This is a genomic window from Streptomyces axinellae, from assembly GCF_039532135.1.
Classification (GTDB): Bacteria; Actinomycetota; Actinomycetes; order Streptomycetales; family Streptomycetaceae; genus Streptomyces; species Streptomyces axinellae.
The window spans coordinates 293,238-310,820 of sequence record NZ_BAAARJ010000006.1; the positions used below are offsets into that span (position 1 = coordinate 293,238).

At 73.0% G+C, this 17,583-nt stretch carries 13 protein-coding genes; 5 read left to right on the plus strand and 8 right to left on the minus strand.

Features of this window, described 5'->3' with window-relative positions:
• Positions 1-142 precede the first annotated feature (142 nt).
• The 6 genes from ABD339_RS11460 to ABD339_RS33760 form a co-directional block, all read right to left on the minus strand.
• Positions 143-1,669, minus strand: a complete 1,527-nt coding sequence (locus ABD339_RS11460) for an FAD-binding oxidoreductase (RefSeq protein ID WP_344564896.1) — start codon at positions 1,667-1,669, stop codon at positions 143-145.
• Between the two features lie 350 nt (positions 1,670-2,019).
• Entirely contained in the window at positions 2,020-3,036 is a 1,017-nt protein-coding gene (meaB, locus tag ABD339_RS11465; protein WP_344564898.1) for a methylmalonyl Co-A mutase-associated GTPase MeaB, read from the minus strand.
• Between the two features lie 4 nt (positions 3,037-3,040).
• On the minus strand, positions 3,041-5,314 hold the full coding sequence (gene scpA / locus ABD339_RS11470; protein WP_344564900.1) for a methylmalonyl-CoA mutase: 2,274 nt from the start codon (positions 5,312-5,314) through the stop codon (positions 3,041-3,043).
• Complete coding sequence (locus ABD339_RS11475; protein WP_344564902.1) at positions 5,311-7,215, minus strand: methylmalonyl-CoA mutase family protein; 1,905 nt, start codon at positions 7,213-7,215, stop codon at positions 5,311-5,313. The genes scpA and ABD339_RS11475 overlap by 4 nt, the downstream gene beginning before the upstream one ends.
• 222 nt (positions 7,216-7,437) lie before the next feature.
• Positions 7,438-8,220 (minus strand): endonuclease V, encoded by a 783-nt coding sequence (locus ABD339_RS11480; protein ID WP_344564904.1) that lies wholly within the window; start codon positions 8,218-8,220, stop codon positions 7,438-7,440.
• A gap of 60 nt (positions 8,221-8,280) precedes the next feature.
• A complete protein-coding gene (locus tag ABD339_RS33760; protein ID WP_425575958.1) occupies positions 8,281-8,895 on the minus strand; it encodes a hypothetical protein in 615 nt (204 codons plus the stop codon).
• A gap of 316 nt (positions 8,896-9,211) precedes the next feature.
• Here ABD339_RS33760 and ABD339_RS11490 point away from each other — a divergent pair, with 316 nt between their 5' ends.
• The 3 genes from ABD339_RS11490 to ABD339_RS11500 all read left to right on the plus strand — a co-directional run bounded on the left by ABD339_RS11490 (position 9,212) and on the right by ABD339_RS11500 (position 13,230).
• Positions 9,212-9,886 carry a hypothetical protein gene (locus ABD339_RS11490; protein WP_344564906.1) on the plus strand — a complete coding sequence of 225 codons (675 nt, stop codon included), beginning with the start codon at positions 9,212-9,214 and terminating at the stop codon, positions 9,884-9,886.
• A gap of 410 nt (positions 9,887-10,296) precedes the next feature.
• Entirely contained in the window at positions 10,297-11,565 is a 1,269-nt protein-coding gene (gene paaK / locus ABD339_RS11495; protein WP_344565071.1) for a phenylacetate--CoA ligase PaaK, read from the plus strand.
• A gap of 57 nt (positions 11,566-11,622) precedes the next feature.
• Positions 11,623-13,230 carry a hypothetical protein gene (locus ABD339_RS11500; protein WP_344564908.1) on the plus strand — a complete coding sequence of 536 codons (1,608 nt, stop codon included), beginning with the start codon at positions 11,623-11,625 and terminating at the stop codon, positions 13,228-13,230.
• A 98-nt stretch (positions 13,231-13,328) separates the two neighbouring features.
• On the opposite strand, the gene ABD339_RS11505 is transcribed toward ABD339_RS11500, so the two are convergent.
• Positions 13,329-14,522, minus strand: coding sequence for a zinc-dependent alcohol dehydrogenase (locus ABD339_RS11505; RefSeq protein ID WP_344564910.1), 1,194 nt, complete (start codon positions 14,520-14,522; stop codon positions 13,329-13,331).
• A complete protein-coding gene (locus ABD339_RS11510; protein WP_344564912.1) occupies positions 14,519-15,532 on the minus strand; it encodes an SDR family NAD(P)-dependent oxidoreductase in 1,014 nt (337 codons plus the stop codon). The genes ABD339_RS11505 and ABD339_RS11510 overlap by 4 nt, the downstream gene beginning before the upstream one ends.
• 170 nt (positions 15,533-15,702) lie before the next feature.
• Between ABD339_RS11510 and ABD339_RS11515 the strand changes: the two genes are divergently transcribed.
• Together ABD339_RS11515 and ABD339_RS11520 are read left to right on the plus strand one after the other, a co-directional pair.
• Positions 15,703-16,665, plus strand: coding sequence for a TIGR03557 family F420-dependent LLM class oxidoreductase (locus ABD339_RS11515; RefSeq protein WP_344564914.1), 963 nt, complete (start codon positions 15,703-15,705; stop codon positions 16,663-16,665).
• Between the two features lie 182 nt (positions 16,666-16,847).
• Positions 16,848-17,255, plus strand: coding sequence for a RidA family protein (locus ABD339_RS11520; RefSeq protein WP_344564916.1), 408 nt, complete (start codon positions 16,848-16,850; stop codon positions 17,253-17,255).
• The last annotated feature ends 328 nt before the right edge of the window (positions 17,256-17,583 follow it).

Genomic DNA, 17,583 nt, shown 5'->3' on the forward strand with positions numbered 1-17,583 from the left:
CGCGCCATGGACGCGACGGCCGCGCGCACCCGAAGGGGCTCCCCGTGCCCGGCACGGAGAGCCCCTTCGCGTATGTGCTGTTCCCTCACCGGCATGCCCTCACCGGCGTTCCCTGACCCGGCGTCCGCTCACCGGCGTTCCTTCACCGGCCGATGGCCTGGGGGAAGTCGAAGAAGCGGCCCGGGTCGTAGCGGTGCTTGACGCCCACCAGACGCCCGTAGTTGCTCCCGTAGTAGGCCCGCCGCCAGTCCTTCAACTCCGGGTCGGTGTAGTTCTGGTACGACTCGCCGGAGGCCCACGGCAGCATCGAGGTGTGCAGCGTCCTGGCCCAGTCCGTGACGGCGCTCTTGTGCGCCTCGGGCGAGTCCATCGGCACCTGCGCCAGGTACTGGAGCAAGAAGCGCTGCCGCCGGTGGACGAACGCGGTCTTCCCGGGCCGGGGCCTGTTGTACGCGCCGCCGAAGGCGTGGAACTCCAGCCCGCGCAGCTGCGCCCCGGCTCCGGGGGCCGTGAAATTCTTCACGAGCGTCGCCACGGCCTCGGGGGTCATGACATCGGTGAAGAAGCTGGACTTGGTCAGCGCGTACTCGAACCGCTGGAGCCGCGCGTCCGGCGTCTGGCCCTCTCCGTGGCACTGCGAGACCGTGAACTCCGAGCAGCCCGCCCAGTGCTTGACCGCGTCCATGTAGGACATCGTCTTGTGCACCACCTTGGCCGGTGCCTGGCCGACCATGCTCACGAGCCGGTCGAGATGAGACCGGAGGTCGCCGGGCGCGCCGCCCCACTGGCCGAAGGCGTACAGCATCGGCTCCACGGCCGGATCCGGGGAGCGCACGAACATCCCGGCGCTGAGGTCGTCGGGTGCCTTGGGCGCCCAGCGCTGCCAGGCGGGCAGCACCTTCGCGGCCAGCGACCAGGGCCAGTGCAGCTCGAAGACCGTCGGGTCGTCGGCGCTGAAGGGCTCGAACTCGAAGTCGCTGACGAAGCCGAAGCTGCCGCAGCCGCCGCCGCGCAGCGCCCAGAACAGGTCCGGCTCGTGGTGCGGGTCGCAGGTGACGAGCCGCCCGTCCGCCAGCACCACCCGGATCGCGGTGAGCCGGTCGGAGGTGAGGCCGTGCCGCCGCCCGGCCATGCCGAAGCCGCCGCCCAGCGTCAGCCCCGAGATGCCCACGGTGGGGCACATGCCGCCGCTGATGGTGATGCCGCGCGCGAGCAACGCGTCCTGCATATCGACGAGTTTCGAGCCCGCCTGCACCCGCGCCAGCCCCCCGGAGACCGTCGTGCGGTTCATCGGTGACAGGTCGAGCACGATGCCGGGGCCGGTGGAGTAGCCGCCGAAGCTGTGCCCGCCGGACCGGGCCACGGTACGGACACCGAAGCGCCGCGCGAACTTCACCGTCTCGGCGATGTCCTCGGCACGGGTCGCCTGGACGACGGCGGCGGGCCGCACGGCGTCGTACCGCTTGATGTACGTGCTGTGCGCGAAGTCGTACCCCTCGTCCCCGGGCAGCAGTACCTTCCCGTCCACGCTGCGGCGTAGCGCGTTCCAGTCGGGCTTTCCGTGGCCGGAGTCATGGGCCCTGGCGGTCGCCGCCGATACCAGCGGCGCGGTGCCGAGGGTACCGGCGGCGGTGAGGCCGCCGAGTGCCATGAATCTCCTGCGGTCCATCATGTGGCCTCCTTCGAGGAACCGTTGCCGAGCACGTCGCAGCGGCAGCGCGGGCCCGCCCGGGACGCACCCGGCCGGCCCACGCTGTCCGCTGTGCAACGTAGCCGCGGCGCTCGCTCCTCCGGATCACGGGAACACGTGATGTACACGGGCCCGGTACGGCACCGGGACCGCTCCGGCACGGCGCCGGGGCCGGGTCAGGCCCGGCGCGGCGCGGAGACCGGGTAGGCCCGGCGCGTGCGCCGCTCAGCATGAACCGCGCGCGTACGCCGCTCAACAGGCATGCCGCCCGTCCGCCGCGCGGGCCGGTAACAGCGCCGCTCAGCCGTGCCGCTCAGCACATCCGCGGCTCAGCCCGTCCCGCCCGGCTCCTCGGCGCGCGGTGTCAGCCCGAACGCCTCGACGATGCGCCGGGCGGCCAGGGTCGCCGTCAACGAGCCCTCGCGGACCCGCTCTTCGAGCAGTGGCGTCAGCCGCCGCACCTCCGGGTCCCGCCGGAGGCGGCCCAGCAGGTCCTCGCGCACCATCGCCCACACCCACTCGACCTGCTGGTCGCGCCGCTTGGCCGCCAGCTCCCCGGTGGACTCCAGCAGGCTCCGGTGCCGCTCCAGCCGCTCCCACACCTCCTCCAGACCGCTGCCCTCGCGCCCGCTACAGGTGAGCACGGGCGGGGTCCACGCGGCCTCCGGGGACTTCATCAGCCGCAGGGCGCCCGCCAGTTCGCGGGCCGCCGAGCGGGCGTCGCGCTCGTGCGGGCCGTCGGCCTTGTTGACCGCCAGCACATCGGCCAGCTCCAGCACGCCCTTCTTGATGCCCTGCAACTGGTCTCCCGTGCGGGCCAGGGTGAGCAGCAGGAAGGAGTCGACCATCTGCGCGACGGCCGACTCCGACTGGCCCACGCCCACGGTCTCGACCAGCACGACGTCGTATCCGGCGGCCTCCATCACGATCATCGTCTCGCGCGTGGCCTTGGCGACCCCGCCCAGCGTCCCGGAGGTGGGGGAGGGACGCACGAACGCCGCCGGGTTGACCGACAGGCGCTCCATCCGCGTCTTGTCCCCCAGGATCGACCCGCCCGAGCGGCTGGAGGACGGATCGACGGCGAGCACGGCCACCCGGTGCCCCCGCTCGGTCAGCAGCGTGCCCAGCGCGTCGATGAAGGTCGATTTGCCGACCCCGGGCACCCCACTGATCCCCACCCTGCGGGCCCCGCCCGCGTGCGGCAGCAGCGCCGTCAGCAACTGCTGGGCCAGCTCCCGGTGGTCGGACCTGCGGGATTCCACCAGGGTGATGGCGCGGGCGATCTGCGCGCGGGAGCCGTCCAGAACGCCCTTGGTGTAGCTGTCGAGGTCGATCGTCGGGGGCACGGGCTCACCACTCGTGGCCGAGCGAGACGGCCAGCTTGCGCACCAGGTCGTAGGCCGCGTCCGGGATGACCGTGCCGGGCGGGAAGACCGCGGTGGCCCCCGCCTCGTGCAGGGCCGCCACATCCGCCGGGGGGATCACACCGCCGACGACGATCATGATGTCCTCCCGTCCGGCGGCGGCCAGCTCCTCGCGCAGCGCGGGCACCAGCGTCAGATGCCCGGCGGCCAGCGACGAGACGCCCACGATGTGCGCGTCCGCCTCCACCGCCTGCCGCGCCACCTCGGCCGGGGTCTGGAACAGCGGGCCGACATCGACGTCGAAGCCCAGGTCGGCGAAGGCCGTCGCGATCACCTTCTGGCCCCGGTCGTGCCCGTCCTGGCCCATCTTGGCCACCAGCAGCCGGGGCCTGCGGCCCTCCGCCTCCTCGAAGGCGTCCACCAGTTCACGGGTGCGCGCCACCCCGGACGACGATCCTGCCTCCTCGCGATACACACCGGAGATGGTACGGATCTGCCCCGCGTGCCGCCCGTAGACCTTCTCCAGCGCGTCCGAGATCTCCCCGACGGTCGCCATCGCGCGCGCCGCGTCCACCGCGAGGGCCAGCAGGTTGTTCGCCGGCCCGCCGCCGGATCCGGCCTCGGCGGCGCGGGTGAGCGCGGCCAGCGCCGTGCGGCAGGCGTCGTCGTCGCGCTCCTGGCGCAGTCGGCGCAGCTTCTCGATCTGCTGGGCGCGCACCGAGGAGTTGTCCACCTTGAGGACGTCGATCTCCTCGTCGCTCGCCGCCCGGTACTTGTTGACGCCGATGACCGGCTGCCGCCCCGAGTCGATCCGCGCCTGGGTACGGGCCGCGGCCTCCTCCACCCGCAGCTTGGGGATGCCCGCGTCGATGGCCTTGGCCATCCCGCCGGCCGCCTCGACCTCCTCGATGTGCTGCCAGGCCCGGTGCGCCAGGTCGTGGGTGAGCCGTTCGACGTAGGCGCTGCCGCCCCACGGGTCGATCACCCGGCAGGTGCCCGACTCCTGCTGGAGCAGCAGCTGGGTGTTGCGCGCGATCCGGGCCGAGAAGTCGGTCGGCAGCGCCAGCGCCTCATCGAGCGCGTTGGTGTGCAGCGACTGGGTGTGGCCCTGGGTGGCCGCCATGGCCTCCACACACGTACGGGTGACGTTGTTGAAGACGTCCTGCGCCGTCAGCGACCAGCCGGAGGTCTGCGAATGGGTGCGCAGCGACAGCGACTTGGGGTTCTGCGGGCCGAACTGCGCGACCAGCTTGGCCCACAGCAGCCGGGCCGCGCGCAGCTTGGCGACCTCCATGAAGAAGTTCATGCCGATCGCCCAGAAGAAGGACAGCCGGGGCGCGAAGGAGTCCACGTCCATCCCGGCGGCCTGGCCCGCGCGCAGGTACTCCACCCCGTCGGCCAGCGTGTAGGCCAGCTCCAGATCGGCCGTGGCCCCGGCCTCCTGGATGTGGTAGCCGGAGATGGAAATGGAGTTGTAGCGCGGCATCTTCTGCGAGGTGTACGCGAAGATGTCGGAGATGATCCGCATCGAGGGCTGCGGCGGATAGATGTAGGTGTTGCGGACCATGAACTCCTTGAGGATGTCGTTCTGGATGGTCCCCGCCAGCTTCTCCGGCGGCACCCCCTGCTCCTCGGCGGCCACGATGTAGAGGGCCAGCACCGGCAGCACGGCGCCGTTCATCGTCATCGACACCGTCATCTTGTCCAGCGGAATGCCGTCGAAGAGCTGCCGCATGTCGTAGATCGAGTCGATCGCCACCCCCGCCATGCCGACATCGCCCGTCACCCGGGGATGGTCGCTGTCGTAGCCGCGATGGGTGGGCAGGTCGAAGGCGACGGAGAGGCCCTTCTGTCCGGCGGCCAGATTGCGCCGGTAGAAGGCGTTGGACTCCTCGGCGGTGGAGAAGCCCGCGTACTGGCGGATCGTCCACGGCTGGTTGACGTACATCGTCGGGTACGGGCCGCGCAGATACGGCGCGATACCGGGATAGGTGTCCAGGAAGTCCAGGCCGCGCAGGTCCTCGGCCGTGTAGAGCGGCTTGACCGTGATGCCCTCCGGCGTGTGCCAGGACAGGTCCTCCACACTCCGGCCCGTGCGCTCCTTGACCGCCTCCTGCCACCGCTCGCCGCTGTCCGCCGTACCGGCCTCCGCCGGGTCGCCGGGATCGAGGCTGACGGTGGTGAAGTCGGGGACGGGGCCGCCGGGTCCGTCGCCCGGCGCCGGCTCCGCCCCTGCACCCGGTGTCCGCTCCTGGCTCATGCGACCCCCATACGGTCGAGAAGGGAGGTGAGGGTGGCGACCGCGTCGCCACCCGCGAAGACGAACTCGTCCACACCGGCCGCCAGATACTCCTCGCGCGGCCCGGCGCCCGGCCGCCCGGCCAGCAGCACCCGCTCGGCGCCCGCCGCCTTGAGCGCGGCGGCCGTCGCCGCGCCCTGCTCGGCGTAGAACGCGTCGCTGGAGCACACACAGGCCACCGTCGCACCGCTGGCGGCGAACGCCTCGGCCACACTGTCCGCGTCCACTGTCACGGGATCGTGCACCGGCCGGATGCCGCCGGCCTGGAGCAGGTTGACGACGAAGGAGACCCGTGCGGTGTGCGCGGCGGCCGGGCCCAGCGCCGCCAGGAAGAGCGCGGGCCGGGCGCCCGCGGCGGCCAGGTGCGCGTCCGACCTGGCGCGCAGTGCCTCGAACGCGTCGTCCCGGCGCACCCGGGGCAGCCCGCCGCCGGGCCGCTCGGGCGCCGGCTGCCGGGGCAGGGACCGCTCCTCCAGGGTCGGGAACTCGCTGACCCCGGTGACCGGTTCCTTCCTGCGGGCCAGCCCCGCCGCACGCTCCGCCCAGCCCTCGCGCAGCCGTTCGGCCACCAGCCCGTCGCGCAGCGCCGCGGCCATGCCGCCCGCGCCCTCGATCTCCTGGAACCAGCTCCAGGCGGCGCGGGCCAGCTCGTCGGTGAGCGCTTCGACGTACCAGGAGCCGCCCGCCGGGTCGATCACCCCGGCCAGATGGGACTCCTCCAGGAGAATGGAGGAGGTGTTGCGCGCGATGCGCCGGGCGAACGCGTCGGGCAGCCCGAGCGCCTCGTCGAAGGGCAGCACCGTCACCGCGTCCGCGCCCCCGACCCCGGCGGCCAGCGTGGCCACAGTGGTGCGCAACATGTTCACCCACGGGTCGCGCCGCGTCATCATCACCGGCGAGGTCACCGCGTGCTGGCGCTGCGCCCCGGCCTCCCCGGCCGCGCCGCACGCCTGCGCCACCCGCGCCCACAGCCTGCGTGCGGCGCGGAGCGCCGCGATGGTCGTGAACTGATCGGCGCTCGCCGCGTACCGGAACTCCAGCTGCGCGCAGGCCGCTTCCACCGGCAGCCCCGCCGCCGTCATGTCCCGCAGATAGCCGACGCCGGTCGCCAGCGCGCAGCCCAGCTCCCGCGCGGGGGAGGCGCCCGCCTCGTGGTAGGGCAGCGCGTCCACCACGTAGGCGCGCAGGCCCGGATGGTCGGCGGCGCAGCGGGCCGCCAGCTGGGCCGCTTCCCGGCGCAGTTCGACGGCCTGCTCGTGTGCTCCGGTGCGGGCCGCGTGGCCCAGCGGGTCGGCGCCCAGCGCGCCGCCGGACGCCGGGGGAGTGGCCGGGCCCAGCGCCCCGCGCAGCCGCAGCAGTTCGTCCGCAGCGGCGCCGAACTGGTCGCCCGCGTCGAGTACGACGGGCGCCAGGTCCAGATAGACGCCCTCCAGCGCCCGCTCCAGCTCGCCGACGGGCAGCCCGCCGGGGCCGAGGGTGAGCCACACGGAGGTGACGCCGTTCTCCAGATCGCCGAGCACGGCATCGCGGGTGCCTTCGGCGTCGGCGCGGGTGTGGCGTTGCCGTATGTCCCAGCCCCGCACCACGTTCCCCTCGGGGAGGGCACCCCGGGTGAACGGGGGAAGGCCCGGCCGCCCGTGGGGGCCCTCGCCTCCCTCGCGGCGCGTATGGCGCGTATAGAGGGGACGCACTGTGATGCCGTCGGGGAGCGTGGTGGTGAGGGCGGATTCGGGAACGGTGTCGTCCGTTACCGTCGCTCCCGTCTTGCGGAGAACTCCGGAGACCAGTTGCTGCCACTGTTCGTACGTGGCCTCCGGGAAGTCCTCCGCCAGGGAGAGCCCTTCTTCAGGCGGGACCGTCATGGCCGCAGATTAGGGGAGGTGGCCCGGCCTCCGCAGTGACTGTCGGTGTGACCTTGGACTCTCCGGGTGCTCGGGCGGTGCGCGGCGGTGGTGCGCGGGACCGGCGCACGCCGGAGCGGTGATCCGCTGCCGGGCTGCTGTCGCGCTGTCGCCGTGCTGTAGCCGCGCCGCCGCCGCCCGGCCGCCGCGCTGTCGCGGGACGGGGAGAGCGGCGGTCGGCCGTCAGGCGCTGCCCGCCGCAGGGGCCCGGCCCGGACCGCCCGGACCGCCCGGACCGCCCGGTCCGTCGGGTCCGTCGGGTTCGCCGAGTTCCTTGGCCAGGCGCCGGCCGGCCAGGTGGTCCGCGTGGCGGGTGGTTTCGGGCAGACGGTAGGCGGGGGTCAGCCGGAGCGTGAGGGCCGCCGCGTTCTCCTCGCTGATGCCGCTGCCAACCGACACGAACACCGGTTTGACTCCCGTCCTGGTGCGCAGCGCGCGGCCCACCCGTTCGCCGTCGAGCGTCAGCGGTGTCCAGGCGCCGCGCTCGCGGCCCGGCTCTTCGAAGCGGGAGACGAAAGGGGTCTTCGCCACGCCGAAGCAGGGGATCCCGGTCAGTACCCCGAGGTGGACGGCCAGTCCGGCGCGGCGCGGGTGGGCGAGACCGTAGCCGTCGCACACCAGCACGTCGGGACGGTGTGTCAGGCCGTCCAACGCGGCCCGTACGGAGGGCAGTTCGCGGAACGCCAGCAGGCCGGGCAGGTAGGGGAAGGTGGAGGTGCCCACGTGCACGGACTCCTCGACCACCTCCAGTGTCGCCACGTCCAGCACGACGGCGGCGGCCACCAGCAGACTCCCACCGCCTTCGCCGTCGCCGCTGCGGCTGTCCGCGTAGGCCACATCCACCCCGGCGACGGTGCGCGCCTCCTCCGGTCCGGGCCCCGGCCCGGTCGCATCGGCGGCCCCGCGCAGCCGCTCCTGCGCGGCGACCGCCTCGGCCTCGGTGGTGGGCCAGTCACCTATCTCCACGTACCGCTCCGCTCATGTCCACGTACTGCTCGGCTGTCTTCGCAGGTCATCCTGCACAGATCATCCCGCACACACCACGTCGTGCAGTTCGATCGGACGGGAGTCCAGGGCGACATAGGCGGTCGAGGTGCTGGTGGTGCCGTCCGCCCAGTACGCGGTGACCGTCGCCCACCCGAAACCGGCGGACTGCGCGACGGTGACGGGGCCGACCTTGATGTCCTGCGGGACGTTCTGCGCGCACAGGATGACGTCCTGCCCGGGGTTCTGGTCCTGCTTCTCCTTGAGGAAGGCGGACACGTTTTGCTCGCGCTGCCGCGGGGTGGGGCCGTGGTCGCCGTAGAACCAGGCCAGGAAGCGGTGGATCTGCGGCCCGGTGTGACGGCCGGTCACCACGGGTGTGCTCGCGGCGGGCGGCGACCCGGCGGCGGGGGAGGCGGACACCACCTGCGCCACCGCTTCGGCAGGCTGCGCCCCCGCGGCCGTCACCGACACCGCCACGACGGCGGCCAGCGCCGCAGCCGCGCGGCCGGCGGTCCGGGCGGTGGTGCGGGCCGGGGGGTGAGCGCTGGTGGGCGGGAGGGCGCGGACACGTGCGGTACGGACACGTGCGGTACGGACACGTGCGGTACGGACACGTGCGGTACGGACACGTGCGGTACGGAAGAGGGAGAACATTTCGAACACCTCGTCTGCGGGGCGCTGTCGGAACCGTTGACCGCATCGTGGGCCCCGCCGGCCCGTACGGAAGGACGGGAACAACGATGCGCCCCCGAATTCCCCCGTGTGGGTGAGAGGTGCCAGGAGGTGCCGACACCGCGTGTTCGCTGCGGGGGCAGCTGGAGGGCACCGGTGTCGGCGTCGTCGAACTCGTCCCCCGGCCGTCGCCACAGCGGGCCGGGAAAAGGACCCCACCCCTGCCGGGGCGGTGACGGTGGACCGATGAGGAATGGGCGCGCGCCGCTGGGTAGATGCTCACCCAGGGGGTGGTCGTATGCACGGATCCCGGTGGGACTGGCCGGAGTTCGCCTTCCATGCGACAGGCGCGGTGGTCGCGCCCGCGTGCGTCATCGGCGTGGCGTACGGGGGCGCCTGGTACGCGGTCAACGGCAGGTCGGGAAGCAGCGTCTTCCTCGGGAACGCGCTGGTGGTGATCGCGTTGATCGCCGGGTGCGCCTCGGGGTTCCTCTTCGGCGAGGACCATCCCTGGCAGCCGTTCGTGGCCATCGCCACCAGTCTCGTGCTGGCCACGGGGGTCATCGCGGTGGCCGACCTCGTGAACGAGGAGACGTTGCGCATCCGGGGCGAGGCCACCCGGTGCGCCGTGCTGGACGTCGACAGGCAGGTGCACACGACCACGTACACCGACAGCAACGGCATCACGCACACCAGCACCAGGGTCGACTACAAGCACACCCTGGACTGCGCGGCCGGGCGGCCCCGCACGATGACGCTGGACAAGAAGTGGGCGGACAAAGGGGAGCGCATCAAGGTCACCTACGACCCGCGCGGACGCATCGACCCGGAGCCGACGCGGAAACTCAAGAAGGACGGCTTGTGGCACACGACGGCGTTCGTCTGCCCGCCCGTGGTGGTGGGCGGACGGTGCGCCGTGCTCGTCGCGGCGCTCTGGTCGGACCGGCGATGGCGGCGGTCGAAGCGATGGTGAAGCTCGATGGCGGCGGCCGTCCGAGGTCCGGGGCCGCGCGGCGGGTGAGCGGGCGAGCGGGCGAAGAATTTCCGTCACCGCCTGAACCGGTTACGGAATGGAGGGCGGTGCGGGCCGGGGGCGATCTCTTGACAGGCCCCGCGATCGGCTGGATTACTGGCGCTTCACCGAATGTTCGGTCTACAGGTGTGCGTGGAGGCGAGAGTGCGGCACAGCGCGGAGGCGATGTCCGAGGGGGATCAGGTGGACACGCCCTTCGCCTGCGCCCGCAACAGCCGTAGTCGCGGCGGCGGCAGCCGTGCAGGCGTCCCGGACGCGGAAGGAATACCGGCGTGACGGGCTCCGGTCCGGCGGGCGGGCCGAGGAGAGGGGACCCGCCGCCGGACGGACTGCTCGACGCGGGTGAGCGGATGAGCCTCGGGGAACTGCGCGCCCACCAGCTCGCACACCTACGGGCCACGCTGCGGCACGCGTACGACGACATCGAGCTGTACCGCGCCAAGTTCGACGCGGCCGGGGTGCGGCCCGAGGACTGCCGCACGCTGGAGGATCTGGCCCGCTTCCCGTTCACCACCAAGGCGGACCTGCGCGACACCTACCCGTTCGGGATGTTCGGCGTCCCGATGGACAGTGTCCGCCGCATCCACGCCTCCAGCGGCTCCACGGGACGCCCGACGGTCGTCGGCTACACGCAGCGCGATCTGGACAACTGGGCCGGGCTGGTGGCGCGCTGCATACGCGCGGCGGGCGGCAGGCCGGGGCACAAGGTGCATATCGCCTACGGCTACGGGCTGTTCACCGGAGGGCTGGGCGCACACTACGGCGCCGAGCGCGCCGGCTGCACCGTCATCCCCGCGTCCGGCGGTATGACGGCGCGGCAGGTGCGGCTCATCCAGGACTTCCGGCCCGAGATCATCATGGTCACTCCGACCTACATGCTCGCGCTCCTCGACGAGTTCGAGCGCCAAGGCGTCGATCCGCGCTCGACCTCACTGCGCGTGGGCATCTTCGGCGCCGAACCGTGGACGGAGGAGATGCGGCGCGAGATCGAGGACCGGCTCGATCTGCACGCGGTGGACATCTACGGGCTCTCCGAAGTGATGGGCCCGGGGGTGGCCCAGGAATGTGTGGAGACCAAGGACGGGCTCCACGTGTGGGAGGACCACATCTACCCCGAGATCGTGGACCCGCTCGGCGAACAGCCAGTCCAAGAAGGTGAGTTGGTGCTGACCACACTCACCAAGCAGGCGCTGCCCGTCATCCGTTACCGCACCCGCGACCTGACGCGGCTGCTGCCGGGCACCGCGCGCGCCGCGTTCCGCCGCATCCGGAAGATCACCGGACGCAGCGACGACATGATCATTCTGCGGGGCGTCAATGTCTTCCCGAGTCAGATCGAGGAGATCGTGCTGCGCTCACCCGCCGTCGCCCCGCACTTCCAGCTCCGGCTGACCCGCCCCTCTCGCCTGGACCACCTGACGGTCGTCGTGGAGGCGCGCCCGGACGCCACCGCCGACGAGCGGGCCGCCGCGGCGGCGGACATCTTCCAGGGCGTCAAGGACGGCGTCGGCGTCACGGTCGAGGTCGAGGTCGTGGACCCGGAGACGATCGAGCGCTCGGTCGGCAAGTTCCGTCGCGTCAAGGACCTGCGCACCGCCCCACAGGAGCGGGAGGGGTGACCGAAGTGGTGCAGTCCGCCGCGCCATCCGCACCTTTTGTGAGGTTTACTCGACCTCATGTGTGCCGCCATGCCCACCCGGCCCCGCCCCAGCCGACGTCCCCGCCCCGGCCGCCGCCCCCGCGCGGGCCTCACCCTCCCCCTCGCCCTGCGCGGCTCCCGCCTGCACCGCACCGGAGTGCGCTGCTTCGACGCGGTGGAGGGCGCGCTCGTGCCGCCATCCGGGCCGGGGGTGCCCGAGGACAACATGACCGGCGTCATCGGCTGGGGCATCTCCTGGCGGATGCAGGGCTATGTGCTGATGGCCGAGCGCACCGGGAACCCCGCCTACGCCGAACGGCTCGCCGAACTGATCGACGGGGTGCTCGCCGCCCGCGACGAGGAGCGGGGCATCGCCGACCACCGGGGCCACAGCGGGCCGGTGTGGAGCACCGCGGGGAAGTTCACCGCGGCGACCGCCACCGTCGAGGACGAGCAGGGCCGCACCGCGTTGGAGGTGACGGTCTGCCCGCCGCGCGCCCTGCCCGCGCGGGTGACCGTACGCCCGGAGGAGGGCGGACGCTTCGGCCTCACCGTCTCCGGCGCCGGCCGTCCCACGGTCACCGTGTCCGGCCTCAGCCTCGACCCCGCCGACCCGCGACGCGCCGACCGCGTCCTGTACGAGGCGTACGAGCAGCGCGGCGGCATCACCGGCCGGCTGGTGCCGCCCGGACCGCCCGCCGGCCCCGGTGAGCCGGGCGGGCCGGGCGGATGGGGCGGACGGGACGGGCAGGAACGCCGCGTGGCGGCGGGCGAGTACGGCGTACGCCCTGCCACGGTGGCTCTCGCCGCCCAGACGGGCATGATCACCTACCCCCTCGCCGGGCTCGTCCGGCTCGCCCGCCAGGAGCGGACCGCCCGGGCCGTGCCGCCCTCGGTGCGGGCCGGATCGGAGGGCTATCTGGACGCGGTGCTGCGCGCCGTGCGCGCGCACGACCACCAGTGGCAGCCGGTCGCGGGCGGGCGCGGCTGTTACCGGTGGCTGCGGGACGAGCCGGTCTCCTTCGCCGGGGCCGAGCTGCCGACGAACGAGTTCCTTGCCATGGGCCGCACGCTGATCCAACTGGCGGTGCTGACGGGGGAGGAGGAGTACGCCGAGCGGGCCGCCGCCATGGCGCGGTCGCTGCGCGATGACCTGCTCCGTACCGAAGGCGTCGCGGTCTGGCCGTACTGGCCCGGCTTCGGCCGCGTGCACAGCGGCTGGCAGGCCACCGGCTCCCCGGACCGCGACGGCTCGCTCTACCGCCCCTCGTACGCGCCCGTCACCGTGCCGGAGGATGTCACTCACGCCCTGATCGACCTCGACTTCCTGCACCTGTACCAGCGGGCGGGCGGGCTGCCGCCGGTCTTCTCCGAGGGCGATCTGCACGCCGTGGCCGCCGCCTTCACCCGGCATGTCGTGGACCCCGGCGGGCGGGACCAGCGGCCCCGCATGCGGCACGACGTCGGCGGTGCGGGGCGGCCCGGCACCGACCGCGAACAGGCCCATGTCGCCGCCTGGCTGCCCCTGCGCGCCTGGTCCCCGCAGATCGCGCCGCTGGTCGCCGCGATCCATCCCGTGCCGCCGCCGTCCCCGCCGATGGGCGTGGACACCTACTGTGCGGCGCTGCTGGCCCGCTGGGGCTGAGCGCGGGCAGCCTCTCGGCCACTGCCCGGCCGCCGCCCGCCCCGCCCGCCACGGCTGCCACGTCCGACCCGGCCACCCCCTCCACCCGACGGCGGGGCTCAGCCCGCCGAAGGCTTCAGCAGCGTCTTGATCATGCCGTCCTCCTTGCGCTGGAAGGTGCCGTACGCGTCCGGCGCCTCCTCCAGGGACAGGGTGTGGGTGGCGAAGTGGTCGACGCCCAGCGGGTCCTGGTCGGTCAGCAGCGGCAGGATGTCATCGACCCAGTGGCGCACATTGGCCTGGCCCATGCGCAGCTGGAGCTGCTTGTCGAACATGGTCAGCAGCGGCAGCGGGTCCATCGCGCCGCCGTAGACGCCGGAGATGGACAGCGTCCCGCCGCGCCGCACCACATCGATGGCCTCCGTCAGCGCCGCCAGCCGGTCCACCCCGCCGCGCTCCATCACCTTCTCCGCGATGCTGCCGGGCAGCAGCCCCACCGTCTGGTGGGCGGCCCTGGCCAGCGGTGCGCCGTGCGCCTCCATGCCGACCGCGTCGATGGCCGCGTCCGTGCCCCGGCCTCCGGTCAGCTCGCGCACCGCGTCACCCAGCCTGTCGCCGTGTTCGCGCAGGTCCAGAGGGTGCACCCCGTGCGCGCGTGCCCGCTCCAGGCGTTCGGGCACCAGATCGACGCCGATGACGAGGTCCGCGCCCTGGTGCAGTGCGATGCGGGCCGCCATGTCGCCGATCGGGCCGAGCCCCAGCACGGTGACGCTGCCGCCCTTGGGGATGTCCGCGTATGCCACGGCCTGCCAGGCGGTCGGCAGCACGTCCGAGAGGTACACGAACCGCTCGTCCGGCGGGCCGTCGGGCACCTTCACCGGCAGATGGTTGCCGAAGGGCACCCGCAGGAACTCCGCCTGGCCGCCCGGCACCTGGCCGTAGAGCTTGGTGTAGCCGAACAGCGAGGCGCCGGTACCGCGCTCGGTGACCTGGGTGGTCTCGCACTGCGAGTGCAGGCCCCGCTCGCACATCCAGCAGGTACCGCACGAGACGTTGAACGGCACCACCACGCGGTCGCCGGGCTTGAGCGCGGTCACCGCCGAGCCCACCTCCTCGACCACGCCCATCGGCTCGTGCCCCAGCACGTCACCCGGGTCCATGAACGGCCCGAGGACCTCGTACAGGTGCAGGTCGGAGCCGCAGATGCCGGTGGAGGTGATCCGGACGATCACATCTTCCGGCTCCTGCAGTTCCGGATCGGGGACGGTCTCGACGCGGACGTCGCGCTTGCCCTGGTAGGTGAGAGCCCTCATGTGTCACTCCTCGAGCTGTTCGAGCTGTCCGAGCCGGCCGCGGTTCCGGCCGTGCGGTCCGTCCGGTCCGTCCGGCCCGTCCGGTCCGTCTGGTTGAGGCGGCGGGAGGCACGGTCGTTGAGCGCGCTGACCGCGTACTGCCAGCGGGAGCGCCCCTGCCTGCCGCTCGGCCGGGTATCCGGCATCAGCCGTGCCACCGCCCCGTTCACGCGGGTCACCAGCGCGGGGGCCACCCCGTACGCCTTGGCGCCCAGGTGCGCGGCGGGGGTGAGCACCACCCGGGTCCTGCGGCGCTCGACGGCGGTGACGATGCGCTCCGCCGCCCGGCGCGCGTCCATCGACAGCAGCGGAAGCCCCGCCAGCGTCGCGAACCACGCGTACTCCTGCCCCTCGTCGCCCGCGAACTCGGCCTGGATGTGGGAGCCGGTGCGCATCAGCCCCGGATGGACGGCGGTGACGCTCACCCCGCCCCCGCCCTGCTCGGCGCGCAGCCCCTCGGCCAGCGCGGCGACGGCGGACTTCGCACACGAATACGGCAGCAGATGCGGCACCGGCAGCAGCCCGCCGACCGATCCGGTCAGCGCCAGCCGGCCGCCGCCGGGGCTCTCGCGCAGATACGGCAGCGCCGCCATGGAGGTGTGCAGCGCACCGAAGAACATCGTCTCCATCGCGTCCCTGAACCCCGCCGTGCCCGCGGCCTCGGCGGGACCGACCTGGATGATCCCCGCGTTCGCCAGCACCACATCCAGCCCGCCCTGCCGCTCGGCGGTGCGGGCCGTCACCTCGCGGACGGCGGCCTCGTCCCGTACGTCGCACACCTGCCCGGTGACAGCGGTGCCGTGCGGGCGGGCCCGGCGGCGCAGCAGACCGACGGCGTAGTCCAGCTCCTCCTGGTCACGCGCGGTGACCGTCACCTCGCAGCGCCGCTCCACGCACTGCCGCGCCAGCAGCAGTCCCAGCCCCCGTGAGCCGCCCGCCACCAGCACGGACTGGTCCGCGATCGTCCCCATCGCCGCCTCCTTCACCGGCCCGCCTCGGGCCGTCACCGGACCGGGGTGTCGGTACCCGGCGGTTCCCCGCAGGCGCCGTGTCACACCCCTGCCGTGGTTCGAGTCGGTGGGAGTGTGCGTAGCGGCTGGAGGTAACCCGAGGGGGGAAAGCGACCAAGGAGCCAACGGACATGCAGATCGGTTACAAGCTCGCCTCCGAGCAGTACGGCCCCCAGGAACTCATCCGGCAGGCGCGCGCCGCCGAGGCGGCAGGCTTCGACTTCGTCGAGATGAGCGACCACTACCACCCCTGGCTGGATGGCCAGGGGCACTCCTCGTTCACCTGGACCGTCCTGGGCGCCATCGCCGTCAGGACCGAACGCGTCGGACTCGTCACGGGCGTGACCTGCCCGACCCTGCGCTACCACCCGGCCGTCGTCGCCCAGGCCGCCGCCACCCTCGCGCTCGTCTCGGAGGGGCGCTTCGTCTTCGGCGTGGGCTCCGGCGAGCGGCTGAACGAACACGTGATCGGCGGGGGATGGCCGGCGGTCTCCGAGCGGCACGTGATGCTGCGCGAGGCGCTGGAGATCATCCGGCTCCTGTGGCAGGGCGGCTACCGCTCCTACGAGGGCAAGTACCTGGAACTGGAGGACGCCAGGGTCTTCGACCTGCCGCGCGAGTCCCCGCTGATCGCCGTGGCCGCCAGCGGCGCCCCCTCCTGCCGGATCGCCGCCGAGCTGGGCGACGGGATCTTCTCCACCGAGGAGAAGCCGGAAATCATGCGCCACTACCGCGAGGCGGGCGGCACCGGCCCCGGCTACGCGGAGGTGCCGATGGCGTGGGCCGACGACGAGACGACGGCGGCGCGCTCGGCCTTGGAGCACTTCCGGTGGGCGGTGACCGGCTGGAAGGTGATGAGCGAGCTGCCCAACCCGGTCAACTTCGACGCGGCCACCGCCACGGTCCGAGAAGAGGACATCCGCGGCCGGTTCGCCTGCGGCAGCGACCCCGAGCGGTACCTGGAGGTGGCCAAACCCTTCGCCGAAGCGGGCTTCGAACGCCTCGTGCTGATGAACGCCGGGCCCGACCCGGATGGTTTCATGGACTTCTACCGGAGCGAACTCGACGCCCCGCTGCGCCGGTTGCGTGGCTGAGCGTGCGCCCGAAAACCGGTTGCACCGGGTGAGAGCATGGCCGGTGCTCTGTGATGACGGCAGACCCGGGTCGATCGACGACCGGCCCACGCGACTGACCCGGGACGGCCGTCGAACTGTCTGAACCGGGCCGTCAGGCCCACGGAACCCGTGATGACGACTCTCACCGAAGGGGGAACGCCGTGGCAGGTGCAGTGACTCTGATCCGGTCGGCGATGCTGTCGGACGCCGCCGAGTACGCCTACGCGGCCACCGCGCCCGCCGGGGCGCGGCTGGTGTTCCTGGCCGGGGCCTGCCCGCTCGAAAAGGACGGCACCACCGCCGCCGTCGGGGACTACGCGGGTCAGGCGGCGAAGTGCGTGGACAACCTGCGGGTGGCGCTCAAGGAGGCGGGGGCGACGCTGGAGGACCTCATCAGCACGCGCGTCCTGGTCGCCGCCACCCGCCGGGAAGACCTCGTCACCGCCTGGCAGGTCTACCGCGACGCGCTCGGCGAACACGACGTGCCCAGCACACTGATGGGCGTGACCGTCCTCGGCTACCGCGACCAGCTCGTGGAGATCGAGGCGGTCGCCGCCGTGGCCGACTGACGCGGCGGCCCGGGGCGGACGGGCGCACCGCGCCCGGTCCGGCAGCTTGAACGGGGCCGGCTCCCGCGGGCTGCCGGGCCGCCCGTGCAGCCCGCGGTGCGTGTCCAGCACGGTGGTGTACCAGTCGCCGAAGCGCTCCTGGCCGAAGTGGAGGCAGCGGCCCATGACGTAGGCCGCCGGGAACTCGCCCCATGGTCCCCGTACCAGGGGCCGACTCGCACTTCAGCAGCCGTTCTTGGACATCGAGCCAGTCCTCGCGCCCCCGCACGCCCCGGGAGTCCTCCACACGCTCGACCTCGTTGCGCCCGGCGCCGCCGTGGCAAGATGG